The sequence below is a fragment of the Salinicoccus hispanicus genome (assembly GCF_009831115.1).
Taxonomy (GTDB): domain Bacteria; phylum Bacillota; class Bacilli; order Staphylococcales; family Salinicoccaceae; genus Salinicoccus; species Salinicoccus hispanicus.
Window position 1 is genome coordinate 23,477 of the sequence record NZ_WUUK01000002.1, and the last position, 13,808, is coordinate 37,284.

Consider the following 13,808-nt stretch of genomic DNA (forward strand, 5'->3'; position numbering starts at 1 on the left):
GGATGATTCGCATTGTACTGGCAGAAGACCAGAACCTTCTGAGGGGCGCACTTGCTGCGCTGCTTGACCTTGAAGAGGATATCACCATCGTCGGACAGGCAGCAGATGGTGCCGAAGCGCTGGATCTTGTTGCAAAAGAAGTGCCGGACATCTGTCTGATGGATATAGAGATGCCGGGCATGACAGGCCTGGAGGCTGCAGAACATCTGAAGGAAGCACCTTGCAAGGTGATCATCCTGACGACATTCGCCCGCCCGGGATATTTTGAGCGGGCGAAGAAGGCGGAAGTGAGCGGCTACCTTCTGAAAGACAGTTCCAGTGAAACATTGGCCCAGTCGATCAGACAGATCATGACAGGCAGGCGCATCTATTCACCTGAACTGATCGATATCGCGTTCGAGGCGTCCAACCCTCTGACTGTGCGTGAAATAGAAATCATCCAGTGCCTCGCTGAAGGAAAAACGACAAAAGCGATCGCCAAAGATCTGCATCTTTCCAACGGCACGGTCAGAAACTATGTGTCCATCATACTGGATAAGCTCAATGTGGATAATCGTATCGAGGCTATTTCGAAAGCGGAAGAAAAAGGGTGGTTGAAGTAGATATCCGACTTATGTAATCGGTTATCATTCAACTTCAGTTATTGTTACAATTATAATGAAAACGTTGCAGCAGATCAGGCGTATCATATTCCACATCATGGATCAGGAGCTGATTGAATGAAATATAGCTACGTATCACATCTCTATTGTCCAAAATGCAGCAGCACCTTTGACACGAAAAACCAGCATCAGCTATGTACTTGCGGATCCCCTCTGCTCGTTGCATACGATATGGAAGGTATAGCAGAGCATCTGGAGCCCGGCCACCTCAAAGAACGAAAGGCCGACTTGTGGAGATACCACGAATTGCTTCCGGTGGAAGATGAAAGCAATGTCGTCTCACTCGGCGAAGGCATGACACCTCTTGTCCATCTGCCACGCCTTGGCGTCGATATGTCGCTCGAAAATCTCTACATAAAGGACGAAGGACTTGTACCGACCGGCAGCTTCAAAGCACGGGGTGCAGCTGTCGGGGTGTCGAAAGCAAAGGAACTGGGTGTCACGGCATTTGCGATGCCCACCAATGGTAACGCAGGTGCGGCATGGGCACTGTATGCTGCCAGAGCCGGCATCAGGTCGACCATTGTCATGCCTCGGGATGCGCCTCGGATCACCCGTAATGAAGTCGCCATATCCGGTGCGGATCTCTATCTTGTCAACGGACTGATCAGTGATGCAGGCAAGATTATCGGGAGTGCTGTCAAAGATCAGGGGCTGTATGATGTTTCCACCCTCAAGGAGCCTTATCGGATAGAAGGCAAGAAGACGATGGGGCTGGAGATTGCGGAACAGTTCGATTTCAATCTGCCCGATGTCATACTCTATCCGACGGGTGGCGGTGTCGGTCTGATCGGCATCCATAAAGCCTTGAAGGAATTGAAGGCACTTGGATGGACAGAAGGCGATCTGCCAAGACTGGTCGCTGTTCAGGCGAGTGGGTGTGCCCCCATTGTCAAAGCTTGGGAGGCAGGTGCTCGCGAGTCCGAATTCTGGCATGATTCCAAAACTAAAGCCTTCGGCATCAATGTGCCGAAAGCGCTGGGTGATTTCCTTGTGCTTGATGCGCTATATGAAACGGATGGATGTGCCATAGCCATCGATGACGACGAAATGCTTGAGGCGCAGAAGCAGGTGGCGAGTCTTGAAGGCAATTTCGTCTGCCCGGAAGGGGCGGCAGCATTTGCAGCTGCACGCAGACTGAAAGAGGCGGACTGGATCAGAGAAGATGAGACAGTCGTCGTACTGAATACCGGTGCCGGTATAAAGTATCCGGATACTGTCGATATCGAATCTGAGATGCTGGAAAAGGGAGATACCCTGCCAAAATAAGAATCCCGGATATTTTCAGTAAATAAATAGCCATCGATAGTATTTGCTATCGATGGCTATTCTACTAGCTGGATACTCGCGAGTAATTTGAAACGCTTCAGAATCCGACGCCGAACCAGCTGAGTGATTCATATCCGAAATAAAAGGAGATGAGAGTCAAAATACTGAAGATCAGGTTCTCAATTTTGCTCCCGGTACGGATGGTCAGAGGAAATCGGACGGTGAGGCTGAGCGGGAAGAACAGTTTGATTCCACGCTTTGTCGCCATATCCAGTATGTAGTGGCTGACCATACCCGTCAGAAGTCCGTATTTAAGAACATCGTTCGGGAAAAAACGGTCTATGAGAAACGATGCGAGTACCAGAAACAACAGGCTGTGTGTGAAGGTCCGGTGTCCGAATATCAGATTGATGATTCTGGATAGGATCGGGAATTTCTTACCGATCAGACTGCCACTATGGCATATGTCCGGCAGGAGGGCACCGGCTATTCCCGCACCGACCATGATCAGCGGATTTTCATTTGCTGTATGGGCGACTGCCAGACTGGCTGCGATGCCACCCAATATATGTGTTTTTCCAGTCATGATGTGGCCTCCTTATTTTAGGTGAATAATAATTATAATATATTATATGCGTTTTATCTGTATTTTTATAACATCAAAGATGAATTTGTTCACTATTTGTGAACAAATGTGTTGTGTGCGACAAACTTAGATATTTATGCTGGCAGTCCATTCAATAGGAGTGCATGTTATGATAGATGGAAAAGTAATCAGGAGGAATATGATATGGATGGAACAAGAAGAGATGATATAAAGCCGGGCTCAAAAGTGAAGGTGGTGCAGAAGCATCATCAGCGTTCGGGTGAACTGACGGAAGGTGTAGTCGCAAGGCTACTGACGAACTCAGCAACGCATCCGCATGGCATCAAGGTAAAACTTGAAAGTGGTATCGTCGGCAGAGTAAAGGAAATAATCCAATAGAAATGGAAAGATCAGTAATCTCATCTGCATACAGAATAAGTGAGGAAAATTTTTAAGCAGAAAGCCCCGTACGGATGCACTTAAGCATCCATACGGGGCTTCTAAATATATACTGTCGGTTTTTTATTTCGATTCTGTCTGCGCATCAGCCATATCATCCGGTCTTGCGCGATAAACGCGCAGTGCCATCAGGAAGGCGACGATTGAGATGATGAATCCGATGAAGTAGACGAGTTCAACACCCGCGACCATGGCCTGATCGACTGTTGCCGGGTCATTTGGGGTATCGGAATTCGACAGGACGCTTGCCTGTCTTGCATTCAGCACGCTGATGAACACGGATACGCCGATTGCGCCTGCTAGGGGCTGCAACGTGGACACAATAGCGGTGCCGTGGGGGTACATGTTCTTCGGCAGCTGGTTGAGACCGTTTGTCTGGGCAGGCATCATGATGGCTGAAACGGAAATCATAAGAAGCATGAAGCTGATGACAATCACCCAGACGGAAGTATCGGTATCAAGCCGGCTCATCATGAACATGGTACCTGTCAATATGAGTGTCGCCGGGATCATCATAGGTCTCGGCCCCACCTTATCGAACAGCTGACCCATGAAAGGAGAGAGTGCACCATTCAGCAGACTGCCGGGAAGCAGAAGGAGACCGGCAGTTGCAGCACTTAGCGCCAGAGGGCCCTGCATATATACAGGCAGGATGATTTCTGATGCAAACATGGTCATGACAATGATCAGAAACATGATGACGGCATGCCGGAACATTGGATACTTGAATACCCGGAGGTCCATGATGGGCTCATCGAGATGCAGTTGCCGATAGACAAATAAGGAAATACCAATCAGTCCAGCAACGATGGGCAGGAGAACGTCTATGCTCAGAAAGCCTGACTCACTCTCTCCTACGGAACTGAAGCCAAAGATGGTGGCGCCAAATCCGATGGTTGAGAAGACGATCGACAAGATGTCGATCTTCGGACGTGTCACTTCTGATACATTGACCAGGAAAAAGAATGCAAACACAATTGAGAATAGTGAGAATGGAATGACTGAAATGAACAGGAATCTCCATCCAAGATATTCTACAATAACTCCTGAAAGTGTGGGTCCAATTGCTGGAGCAAACATGATGACCAGCCCGACGAGTCCCATTATCTTCCCGCGCTTATGAGGAGGGTACATCAACAGGAATACGTTGAACATGATCGGCATCAGCATGCCGGTTCCGACTGCTTGTATCATTCGACCTGCAAGCAGTATGCCGAATGTCGGCGCTGAGGCCGCGATGATGGTACCCGCGGTGAATACGATCATCGTACCAAGGAAAAGCTGGCGCGTAGTGAACCACTGTATCAGGAGTGCGGAAACAGGTATGACGATTCCCATCACAAGCATGAAGCCGGTTGCCATCCATTGTACGGTCGGCAGGGAAACATCAAACTGCTCCATCAGTGTCGTCAGAGCAATATTGAGCAGTGTTTCGTTCAAGATCGCAAAAAATGCACCGATGATAAGGGAGAGCATGATGGGCAGAGTCTTGATATCGGGATTATCCGATAAGTATTCATATTGGGGTGTAGTATTTTTCTCCATGAACAGTTCTCCTATATGTATTTAATTTGAAGACATAACTTTATGACTGCATTTGATTATATTATTATGCACATCTTTATAACACAAGAATTATGCTTGATTCGTATAGCCGTATTTAGCTTGTTCACTCAGCGTTTTTAAGGGCTTCTTCATTTAGAAGGCAGTAAAGGCACATTTGCAATTCATACGGCTTTAGTGTAATATGCACAACTATAGTATGTTTATTAAATATTCGGAAAATATAGAAGCATACTACAAAAATATATCTTATAATCTACGGAGGCGAACTATTCAACATGTCCAAACTTTGGAATGATGTGGACGCGTATTTTACTTCCCAGCTGAATGCTGAGGATGAAGTAATGACAGGGATTCTCGAAAATGACGAAGAAAGAGCTGAAGCAGTAAGCGGCCAGGGCAAATTTCTTCAGCTGTTGGCGAGAATCAAAGGTGCAAAAACGGTGTTGGAAATAGGTACATTAAGTGGCTACAGTACATTATGGCTGGGTAAGGCACTGCCGGAAGAAGGCAGAATGGCAACTATCGAACCCAATCCGGAATATGCAGAAACAGCGCGCAAACATATCAGTGCTGCTGAACTGGATGACAAGATCGAAGTAATCGATACACCCGCAGAGAATACACTGCCGAAATTGCTGGAGAAAGGCTATCCGCGTTTTGATTTCATATACATCAATGCAAATCAGCAACGTTATCCGGACTATCTGGAAGCAGCGATCGGCATGGCTAAAAGTGGCTCGGTCATTGTAACGGAGCGTAAGATAATGGAGACTTTCGAAGCGGAAGAGGCGACATGTCCCAGAATGCAGCGTTTCCTTCAGATACTTACAGATCATCCGCGTGTGGATGCGACAGCGGTTCAGACAGTCGGCAGCAGTGGACATGATGGATTCATCATCGCCGTACTCGATTAATCATAATAGAATAGACAGTGACCCGGTTCCAATTGGCGTATGCAGATTGGAGCCGGGTTTTTATCATCCCTTCATATTGATAGGGGTGTGAGAATTGTTGAAATATAACTCTGTGAAGTAATATTATGGATAAAGCGGTGGTTTCAAGGGTATAGTGGAAACATTGAAGTTCTATTATTCATATTGAGGAGGCTGTTTATGGAAAAGTTCAGAGCACTGGTTGTAGATAAGAAAGATGAAGAGACAACAATGGATATAAGGGAGATCGGTATGGATGATCTCTCCGAGGGGGAAGTGACCATCAAGGTTGCCTACTCGAGTGTAAACTATAAGGATGGCATGGTGGCGGTGAAGGGCAGTATTGCAGAAACCTTCCCGATCATTCCCGGGATCGATCTTGCGGGTACAGTGATGTCATCCGAAGATGACCGCTTCAAAGAGGGCGACGAGGTGATTGCGACGAGCTACCATATCGGTACGCGCCACAGTGGCGGATTCAGTGAAGTGGCAAGAGTGCCTTCAGAGTGGGTTGTGCCACTACCGGAAGGACTGAGTCTGAAAGAATCGATGGAGCTCGGTACCGCCGGTTTCACGGCAGCGCTATGTATCCAGCGTCTCGAGGAGAATGGGCTGGAACCGGGACCTGGCAAGGTGCTCGTTGATGGCGCAAGCGGTGGTGTCGGCAGCCTGGCAATCAACATGCTTGCTGATCGGGGCTACAGTGTTGTTGCCAGCACCGGCCGCACAGAGGAAGCGGAGTACTTGAAATCCCTTGGTGCTGATACAGTGATCCATCGCGATGAAGTGACTGATGAAGATGGAAAGTCCACGAGAAAGAGACAGTGGAAAGCGGCAGTCGATCCCGTCGGCGGCAAAACGCTCCAATATATATTGAGCAGCCTGGATTACGGCGGCTCTGTTGCAACATGTGGTCTTGCCGGGGGAATCGAAGTCGAGACGACGGTACTGCCGTTCATTTCCCGTGGCATCAACTGGCTCGGCATCGACTCTGTAAAGTATCCGATGGAACATCGATTGAAAGTATGGGATCGCCTGGCGGATGATCTGAAGCCTTCTGCACTGGAGACGCATATTGCGTATGAAGCGACACTCGAGGAACTACCGGATACACTGAACGATATTCTCAAAGGACATGTCCGTGGGCGTGTCATTGTAAAATTCTAAAAAAACGCCCTTCATCCACAATGTGTAGTGGGTGAAGGGCGTTCGTTTTATTTGGCAAATACTTCTTCTTCGAGCATTTTGATCTGTGCATCCACATACTCTGCAGATAGGTTGTTATCGACAATATATCTGTTTTTCGGATGCTTTGTGCATTCCAGGGAACAGCCACCAAGATGCTTTGCTTCATTTTCTTCCGAAGCAAGAATCTGATCGTTGCAGTCAGGATTCGCACAGTTGATGTAGCGTTCACAAGGCGTATCGTCGAAATGGTCACGACCGACAACATTATGTTCAACCTGATTGACGGGAACTGTCAGCCTTTCATCGAAAACATACATCATGCCGTCCCAGTTCTGACCTTTGACAACCGGGTCTTTACTGTAGGTGGCGATACCGCCGTGAAGTTGTCCGACGTCGTCGAAACCTTCACGTTTCAGCCATCCTGAGAACTTCTCACAGCGAATGCCGCCGGTGCAGTATGTCAGAATACGTTTTCCCTCGAGCATTTCACGGTTCTCCTCAACCCATTCCGGCAGATCACGGAAAGTCTCGACCTCCGGACGAATGGCGCCGCGGAAATGTCCGACATCGTATTCGTACGTGTTCCGTGCATCGAGAACGACAGTATTGTCATCCTGCATCTGCTTGAAGAAATCTTCAGGTTCCACGTATTCGCCTGTAATTTCGTGAGGGTTGATATCATCCTCAAGGCTGAGATTGACCAGTTCTGGACGCGGACGAACATGCATCTTCTTGAAAGTATGCCCCTCTGACTCATCGATTTTAAATATGATGTTTTCGAAAAGCGGATGGTTCTTCATGTATTCCATGTACTGCTCCGTATCTGCCACAGTACCGGATACCGTACCATTGATGCCTTCGCCAGCAACAAGGATGCGGCCTTTCAGGTTCATGCTTTTGCACAGTTCGAGATGCTCCGTCGCAAAAGCATCGGGATCTTCAATGTTGTTGTAGTAGTAATATAGTAAAACTTGATATTTCATTTCCTTTTCCACCTATCAATTATATTTGCAGGATATACCTGATAGTTGCACAAAGAAAAAAGCCCTTTATGCAATGGTTTATTATACCAATTACGCACTGCATTTGAAAGGGCTTTTTACACTTGTCAATAAATATTCGATTCTAATGCACTATATGCCTTCTGCACCGCCAGGACGGGGTGAATCAGCGGCCCCATACAATTTATGATTATCCGAATGATCAATCATGATCGCCTGTACATCGCCGATTCGCGTATCGGCAGTCTGTTCCTTGAATGACTGGTCGAAATGGTAGCCCATTTTCTTCAGGGCCTCCAGTACATCATCTTCCAGACCATCCTGCCATTGCGTTTCAAGATCCCGTGTTACATAGACTCTCGGTTCGCTGATCGCTTCATTGAGTGACATATTATAGTCGATGATATTGATGATGGTCTGCACTACGGAAGCTACAATGGTCTGTGCCCCTGGTGAACCCAGCGTGAAGAAAGGTCTGCCTTCGTGGAATAGGATGGTGGGGCATTTGGAACTTGTCGGATATTTATGGCCGTTCGGTTCGTTCACCTGGTCCGGCTCTGCTTCAAAATCGGTCAGGTCATTGTTCATGATGAACCCGTACCCTGGAACCATGATGCCAGAGCCATAGATGCGCTCGATGGAGGAAGTACAGGAGGCAACATTGCCCCACTGGTCCACAGCAGTGAAGTGGGTGGTTTCAAATCCTTCATTGTCGACGTATCTGTCAACTTCACTGACGCCATCCCTGCCTTCCTGATACTTCCATGGATCACCGTGCATATATGTCTGTGCACGATCTTCTGTGGATATCTGTGCTCTGCGTTCATTGATATATTCCGGATGCAGAAGACCGCCAATCGGTAGTTCATGGAAATCCGAATCACCGATATGCGTGTTCTTATCTGCAAGAGCCAGCTGCATGGTCTGGGCAAGCAGATGGTATTTTTCAGGTGAATGTGGATCATATTGCGAAATATTGAGTTCTTCCAGTATTTTCAGCTGCTGGGCGACAGCAATTCCGCCTCCACTCGGTGGTGGTGGCATGGCGATATCGAAACCTTTATAACTGCTCCATAATGGTTCTTCAATTTTGACATGGTAATTGATCAGGTCCTGGTGGGTCATGACACCGTCCTGCTCTTTGACGGCATCGACAATGGCATCCGCAATCCTGCCTTCATAGACGGAATCGAATCCTTCGTCCCTGATGATCTTCAAGGTGTTGGCGAGTTCGGGCTGGACGATGGTATCGCCTTCTTTGAGCAGTTTACCATCCGGCATGAACTTCTTCCGTGCTTCTTCGCCAAGACGGTGAGAAAACAGTTCGAGCGTACGTTCCCATAGGGAGTTCACACGAAAATCCGATTCCGCAAGTCTGATGGCAGGGTCGATCAATGTTGCAAGCGGGAGGGTAGCGTAATTTTCGTGCAGATGCAAAAGGCCTTTCATGATGCCCGGCACACCGATGGAAGTACCGTGCGTCGAACGTACATCAAAAGGAATCACTTCGCCATTTTCATCGAGAAAATGTTCCGGCTCAAGTTCTGCAGGGGACCTGGAATGGGCATTGATGACTTTTGTCTCCTGATCTTCGCTATCGTAGCATACGATGAAACCGCCTGCACCTATACCGGTGTTCATACCTTCAACGGCAGCAAGAGCGAGCTGGACGGCAATCAGGGCGTCGAACGCATTTCCACCCTGTTCAAGCATCTGGTTTCCGGCATGTGTTGCTTCTTCGATTGCACTTGCGACCATGCCATATGAACCTTCATCGCCTTCAATCTGATTTTCAGTACTATAGTGCTGCTTTTGCACTTCAAAGATGTCTTCAATATTGGTCATTTTTCACCTCTCCTGTTCTGCTTCTGTAAAGCGTTATAGATGTATAGCCTAAAAGTACGGGTGTTAAACCAATGTTCATTCCCAAGTATGACGAATAACAGGCTCGGATAGTGGAAATTCACCATGAAAATTGGTAAAATCATATAATTGGATATTGAAAGATAAGAGGTGGATGATGTATGGACAGACAGAAGGCAATCGTTGTTTTTTCCGGGGGACAGGACAGTACGACATGCATGTTCCATGCCATGGCAAACTATGATGAAGTGGAACTTGTTACATTCAACTATGGACAGCGGCATAGCACAGAAATAGAAGTGGCGAAAAACATCGCTATGGAGCAGGGGCTCAAGCATCGTATACTGGACATGTCATTGCTTGGACAGCTGAGTCCGAACGCTCTGACCGACCACAGCATGGATATTGCCGAGGGGGAAGGAGCGGGCGTGCCCAATACGTTCGTGCCTGCCAGGAATATGCTTTTCCTATCGTTTGCTTCGGCACTTGCCTATCAGATTGGGGCTAAGACGATCATTACAGGTGTATGCGAAACGGACTTCAGCGGCTATCCGGACTGCCGGGATGTCTTCGTCAAATCGATGAACGTCACCGCCAATCTGGCAATGGATCGGGATTTTGTAATCGAGACACCTCTGATGTGGCTTGATAAGAAGGAGACCTGGGCGCTTGCCGACAAACATGGACAGCTTGACTATATAAGAAATAAAACACTGACATGCTACGAAGGTGTCATTGGAGATGGCTGTGGAGAATGCCCGGCCTGCCGGCTTAGAAACGCGGGTCTCGAAGCATATCTGAATGAAAAGGAGGGACAATGATGTATCAGACGCCAGCACACGACTACCAGTACGAACTCAATAAGGACCTGAACTTCTCTGCAGCACATTATGTGCCTGACGAGCGGGCAGGAAAATGCAGCAGAGTGCATGGGCATACGTATTTTGTAAACATTACGCTTGCCGGAGATCAACTGGATGATCTTGGCTTTCTTGTTAATTTCTCTTCACTTAAATCACTGATCAGCGATGCATTCGATCATACGCTTCTGAATGAGCATGAACGTTTCAAAGAACGTCCACCGACATCTGAAACACTGGCGGAAACAATATATGACATGGTCGAGACATTTATTGCCGGATTGGACAACCGCCCGGTCTGTCTGCAGATATATCTGCAGGAGACGCCGACAAGCTATGTCATCTACCGTCCTAAGGAGAGCAGGAAATAATGAAAGTACCAGTACTTGAAATTTTTGGACCGACCTTCCAGGGAGAAGGCGCCGTCATCGGACAGAAGACGATGTTTGTCAGGACTGCGGGATGCGACTACAGCTGCAGCTGGTGTGATTCTGCTTTCACATGGGATGGCAGCCAGAAGGAGAATATACGCATGATGACTGCTGATGAAATTCTGGCGTCGCTCGATGAACTTGCGGCCGGCAATTACAATCATGTAACAATTTCCGGAGGAAATCCTGCACTGCTCAAAAACATGCAGGACTTCGTCATCAAGGCGAAAGAGAGGGGCATCAGACTCGCTGTTGAAACACAAGGGACAGTATTCCAGGAGTGGCTCAGTGAGATCGACGACGTTACCATCAGTCCGAAGCCGCCGAGCTCAGGTATGATAACGGATTTTGAAAAACTTGAGCATGTGATGGCAGGGCTGGATCAGGGACCTGCACACTACAACCTCAAAGTGGTCGTTTTTGATGAAAAGGATTTTGAATATGCGGCGGACGTGCATCGGAAGTACCCGCATGTCGATTTCTATCTTCAAGTAGGCAATCCCTTCCTTGGTGATAATGTCGATAACCATACGTCGAGACTCCTTGAACGATATGAGAATCTCGTTGATATGACCATGGCAGATGCACGGATGAACGACGCAAAAGTATTGCCTCAGCTGCATACGCTGCTGTGGAGCAACAAACAGGGTGTCTGATTTCAGACCCTTTTTAGAAGAAAATATGTAAAAACTGATATACTATGCATGGAATAGCGATAACAGGAGGGATAGTCATGGAAATTGAAATCTGGTCCGATATAGGATGTCCATTCTGCTATATCGGCAAACGTAATTTTGAAATGGGACTGGATCAGTTTGATGCAAAGGATCAGGTGAATGTCATCTATAGAAGCTTCCGTCTGGATCCGACAGCACCAGTACAGCCGGAGGAAACAATGGTGGAACTGCTGGCCAAAAAATATGGCAGAAGCCTTGAAGAGGCGAAACAGATGAATGCGCAGATCAGTGATTCCGCCCGGGCTGCCGGTCTGGAATTCAATCTGGATACGGTAGTTCCGTCGAATACGATGGACGCCCACCGTCTGGTAAAGCAGGCCGAAACAGCAGGAAAAGATGATATGGCCATGGAATACCTCTATAAAGCCTACTTTACAGACAATAGGAATGTAGCAGACAGAGAGACACTGCTGGAAATCGCAGGAGATATCGGATTGGACATTTCCGCTGTAGACAATATGTTCTCTGCTGATGACTATAAAGAAGCAGTCATATCCGACCAGAACGAGGCTACCCAGCACGGTGCCCAGGGGGTGCCGTACTTTGTAATCAACCGCAAATATAGTGTTTCCGGCGCACAACCGCCCGAAAAGTTCCTTGAAGCGATGAAGAAGGTCCAGCAGGAAGAAGAATCGCTCGTTGATCTGGGCGATAATCAGGGTTCCACCTGCACGGATGAATACTGCGAGTAGAAGAAAGATTTGATGGAGAGGTACTTAGCTATACCCTCTATAAAAAACTAGGATGCATTGGATCCGCGTGCACAGTCCGGTACAAGGTTTCATTGCATAAAAGGAGAAAGAATGATGAGTGGAGAAAATACGCAGGATCTGAGCCTGCTTGGCAACCAGAATGTGAAATATGATTTTGATTATAACCCCGATGTACTGGAGACTTTTGACAATAAATACCCGGGACGCGACTATTTTGTCAAATTCAACTGTCCTGAATTTACAACGTTATGTCCGATAACAAGTCAGCCTGACTTTGCGACTTTGTATATCAGCTATATCCCGGACGTCAAGATGGTGGAAAGCAAGGCGCTCAAACTCTATCTGTTCAGCTACAGGAATCATGGTGGATTCCATGAGAGCAGTGTCAACATGATCATGGATGATCTGATTAATCTGATGGACCCGAAATATATTGAAGTATGGGGCAAATTCACCCCGCGTGGCGGGATTTCCATCGACCCTTACTGCAACTATGGCAGAGCGGAGACAAAGTATGCTGAAATGGCAGAGTACCGCATGATGAATCATGACATGTATCCGGAAAAAGTGGATAACCGCTAAAGCGGAAATAGTAAAAGGAGCCCTTCCGGGCTCCTTTTTATTGTGAGACTGTACGATCTGTTCTGTTGAAAGTGACGATTCTGAATAGGTGATATATTGCGCCATACAGCACAAGCAGTGGCGTGATGATCAGTAGCAGGAAGAAGAGTAGTCCTCCAAATTCACGCAGACCGAAACTTGCAAAGAAATCCTGCGTTGCGATATCTGATAGTGGCGGGTAGAACACGTATACATAGATAAGTCCGATAACGGCGAGTGTGAAAATATAGAATATCAGATTTGTAATATGATATGGCATTGTGTTTTTATCGAATTTCAGCATGTTTAAAATCCCCTCTATATTTATATCCACCTACAGTATACACTATAATAAAATATGTGTGTATGAAAAAATGGAAAATAGTGAATTGTGTAAAAAATAGGAGGTATATATGAGTATCAGAAAAGCTTTATATGAAGATCTGGAATCTGTAATGGAGATAAAGGAGAAGGTTGTACCCCTGATGATTGAAGCAGGCAACAGTCAATGGAGCGAGAATTATCCGAACAGGGAAAGGTTCAGCAGAGATATTGATGCCGGCTCTTTGTATGTCTATGAAGAGTCGGGCACTATAGTCGGATTCGTTGTAGTGGATGATGACCATCCCTATCCTTATGACGATATACCATGGCAGCTGACACGCGAGAGAAGCAAGGCGATGCATCGAATGGCAGTCGATCCATCAAAGCAGGGTCATGGTATTGCACGCAGGATGATGAAGGCAATGGAAACACATATCAGATCTGAAGGCTATGACGGTATACATACGGATACGTCTCTTGAAAATGAAAAGATGCAGAAGCAGTTTGAAAAAAATGGCTATCAGTTCAAAGGGAAATTGAACCTGGATGATAATGAAAATGACTGGTATGTCGCCTACGAGAAGACTTTTGACTGAACGTTCTAAAACTTCCATATA

General features: G+C 47.1%; 16 protein-coding genes. 11 read left to right on the top strand and 5 right to left on the bottom strand.

The window, feature by feature from the left end; genetic code table 11:
* Nucleotides 1-2: 2 nt before the first annotated feature.
* Entirely contained in the window at nt 3-602 is a 600-nt protein-coding gene (locus GQ671_RS05040) for a response regulator transcription factor (protein ID WP_160653656.1), read from the top strand.
* Nucleotides 603-719: 117 nt separating this feature from the next.
* Nucleotides 720-1,931 (top strand): threonine synthase, encoded by a 1,212-nt coding sequence (locus tag GQ671_RS05045; protein WP_160653658.1) that lies wholly within the window; start codon nt 720-722, stop codon nt 1,929-1,931.
* Between the two features lie 97 nt (nt 1,932-2,028).
* Here GQ671_RS05045 and GQ671_RS05050 read toward each other — a convergent pair whose 3' ends face one another.
* Nucleotides 2,029-2,517, bottom strand: a complete 489-nt coding sequence (locus GQ671_RS05050) for a metal-dependent hydrolase (RefSeq protein WP_160653661.1) — start codon at nt 2,515-2,517, stop codon at nt 2,029-2,031.
* Between the two features lie 204 nt (nt 2,518-2,721).
* On the opposite strand from GQ671_RS05050, the gene GQ671_RS05055 reads away from it, so the two are divergent.
* Entirely contained in the window at nt 2,722-2,916 is a 195-nt protein-coding gene (locus GQ671_RS05055; RefSeq protein ID WP_160653664.1) for a YwbE family protein, read from the top strand.
* 123 nt (nt 2,917-3,039) lie between these two features.
* Here GQ671_RS05055 and GQ671_RS05060 read toward each other — a convergent pair whose 3' ends face one another.
* Nucleotides 3,040-4,521: an MDR family MFS transporter gene (locus tag GQ671_RS05060; protein ID WP_160653667.1), complete on the bottom strand. Its 1,482-nt coding sequence runs from the start codon at nt 4,519-4,521 to the stop codon at nt 3,040-3,042.
* A gap of 296 nt (nt 4,522-4,817) precedes the next feature.
* Here GQ671_RS05060 and GQ671_RS05065 point away from each other — a divergent pair, with 296 nt between their 5' ends.
* Both GQ671_RS05065 and GQ671_RS05070 read left to right on the top strand, forming a co-directional pair.
* Entirely contained in the window at nt 4,818-5,456 is a 639-nt protein-coding gene (locus tag GQ671_RS05065) for an O-methyltransferase (RefSeq protein ID WP_160653670.1), read from the top strand.
* A 198-nt stretch (nt 5,457-5,654) separates the two neighbouring features.
* Nucleotides 5,655-6,641 (top strand): acrylyl-CoA reductase family protein, encoded by a 987-nt coding sequence (locus GQ671_RS05070; RefSeq protein WP_160653673.1) that lies wholly within the window; start codon nt 5,655-5,657, stop codon nt 6,639-6,641.
* Nucleotides 6,642-6,688: 47 nt separating this feature from the next.
* Here GQ671_RS05070 and trhO read toward each other — a convergent pair whose 3' ends face one another.
* Together trhO and ggt are read right to left on the bottom strand one after the other, a co-directional pair.
* Nucleotides 6,689-7,645 carry an oxygen-dependent tRNA uridine(34) hydroxylase TrhO gene (trhO, locus tag GQ671_RS05075; protein WP_160653676.1) on the bottom strand — a complete coding sequence of 319 codons (957 nt, stop codon included), beginning with the start codon at nt 7,643-7,645 and terminating at the stop codon, nt 6,689-6,691.
* Between the two features lie 150 nt (nt 7,646-7,795).
* Entirely contained in the window at nt 7,796-9,508 is a 1,713-nt protein-coding gene (gene ggt / locus GQ671_RS05080) for a gamma-glutamyltransferase (RefSeq protein ID WP_160653680.1), read from the bottom strand.
* Between the two features lie 179 nt (nt 9,509-9,687).
* Here ggt and queC point away from each other — a divergent pair, with 179 nt between their 5' ends.
* From queC to queF, 5 genes are all read left to right on the top strand, one after another.
* A complete protein-coding gene (gene queC / locus GQ671_RS05085) occupies nt 9,688-10,347 on the top strand; it encodes a 7-cyano-7-deazaguanine synthase QueC (RefSeq protein WP_160653684.1) in 660 nt (219 codons plus the stop codon).
* A complete protein-coding gene (queD, locus tag GQ671_RS05090; protein WP_160653687.1) occupies nt 10,347-10,757 on the top strand; it encodes a 6-carboxytetrahydropterin synthase QueD in 411 nt (136 codons plus the stop codon). Before queC ends, queD begins: the two co-directional genes overlap by 1 nt.
* On the top strand, nt 10,754-11,473 hold the full coding sequence (gene queE, locus GQ671_RS05095) for a 7-carboxy-7-deazaguanine synthase QueE (protein WP_160654975.1): 720 nt from the start codon (nt 10,754-10,756) through the stop codon (nt 11,471-11,473). Before queD ends, queE begins: the two co-directional genes overlap by 4 nt.
* Before the next feature lie 77 nt (nt 11,474-11,550).
* Nucleotides 11,551-12,246, top strand: coding sequence for a DsbA family oxidoreductase (locus GQ671_RS05100; RefSeq protein WP_160653690.1), 696 nt, complete (start codon nt 11,551-11,553; stop codon nt 12,244-12,246).
* A gap of 114 nt (nt 12,247-12,360) precedes the next feature.
* Entirely contained in the window at nt 12,361-12,849 is a 489-nt protein-coding gene (gene queF, locus GQ671_RS05105) for a preQ(1) synthase (protein WP_160653693.1), read from the top strand.
* A gap of 37 nt (nt 12,850-12,886) precedes the next feature.
* On the opposite strand, the gene GQ671_RS05110 is transcribed toward queF, so the two are convergent.
* Nucleotides 12,887-13,171 carry a hypothetical protein gene (locus GQ671_RS05110; protein ID WP_160653696.1) on the bottom strand — a complete coding sequence of 95 codons (285 nt, stop codon included), beginning with the start codon at nt 13,169-13,171 and terminating at the stop codon, nt 12,887-12,889.
* Nucleotides 13,172-13,280: 109 nt separating this feature from the next.
* Between GQ671_RS05110 and GQ671_RS05115 the strand changes: the two genes are divergently transcribed.
* Complete coding sequence (locus GQ671_RS05115) at nt 13,281-13,787, top strand: GNAT family N-acetyltransferase (protein WP_160653699.1); 507 nt, start codon at nt 13,281-13,283, stop codon at nt 13,785-13,787.
* Nucleotides 13,788-13,808: the final 21 nt, after the last annotated feature.

What these genes read in the sequence shown, in the direction of transcription:
- GQ671_RS05055 (WP_160653664.1), top strand. Translation starts at nt 2,722, where the DNA reads ATGGATGGAACAAGAAGAGATGATATAAAGCCGGGCTCAAAAGTGAAG.
- GQ671_RS05115 (WP_160653699.1), top strand. Translation starts at nt 13,281, where the DNA reads ATGAGTATCAGAAAAGCTTTATATGAAGATCTGGAATCTGTAATGGAG.
- GQ671_RS05110 (WP_160653696.1), bottom strand. Translation starts at nt 13,171, where the DNA reads ATGCTGAAATTCGATAAAAACACAATGCCATATCATATTACAAATCTG.
- GQ671_RS05060 (WP_160653667.1), bottom strand. Translation starts at nt 4,521, where the DNA reads ATGGAGAAAAATACTACACCCCAATATGAATACTTATCGGATAATCCC.
- queF (WP_160653693.1), top strand. Translation starts at nt 12,361, where the DNA reads ATGAGTGGAGAAAATACGCAGGATCTGAGCCTGCTTGGCAACCAGAAT.
- GQ671_RS05065 (WP_160653670.1), top strand. Translation starts at nt 4,818, where the DNA reads ATGTCCAAACTTTGGAATGATGTGGACGCGTATTTTACTTCCCAGCTG.
- GQ671_RS05050 (WP_160653661.1), bottom strand. Translation starts at nt 2,517, where the DNA reads ATGACTGGAAAAACACATATATTGGGTGGCATCGCAGCCAGTCTGGCA.
- trhO (WP_160653676.1), bottom strand. Translation starts at nt 7,645, where the DNA reads ATGAAATATCAAGTTTTACTATATTACTACTACAACAACATTGAAGAT.
- GQ671_RS05045 (WP_160653658.1), top strand. Translation starts at nt 720, where the DNA reads ATGAAATATAGCTACGTATCACATCTCTATTGTCCAAAATGCAGCAGC.
- GQ671_RS05040 (WP_160653656.1), top strand. Translation starts at nt 3, where the DNA reads ATGATTCGCATTGTACTGGCAGAAGACCAGAACCTTCTGAGGGGCGCA.
- GQ671_RS05100 (WP_160653690.1), top strand. Translation starts at nt 11,551, where the DNA reads ATGGAAATTGAAATCTGGTCCGATATAGGATGTCCATTCTGCTATATC.
- GQ671_RS05070 (WP_160653673.1), top strand. Translation starts at nt 5,655, where the DNA reads ATGGAAAAGTTCAGAGCACTGGTTGTAGATAAGAAAGATGAAGAGACA.
- queC (WP_160653684.1), top strand. Translation starts at nt 9,688, where the DNA reads ATGGACAGACAGAAGGCAATCGTTGTTTTTTCCGGGGGACAGGACAGT.
- queD (WP_160653687.1), top strand. Translation starts at nt 10,347, where the DNA reads ATGTATCAGACGCCAGCACACGACTACCAGTACGAACTCAATAAGGAC.
- ggt (WP_160653680.1), bottom strand. Translation starts at nt 9,508, where the DNA reads ATGACCAATATTGAAGACATCTTTGAAGTGCAAAAGCAGCACTATAGT.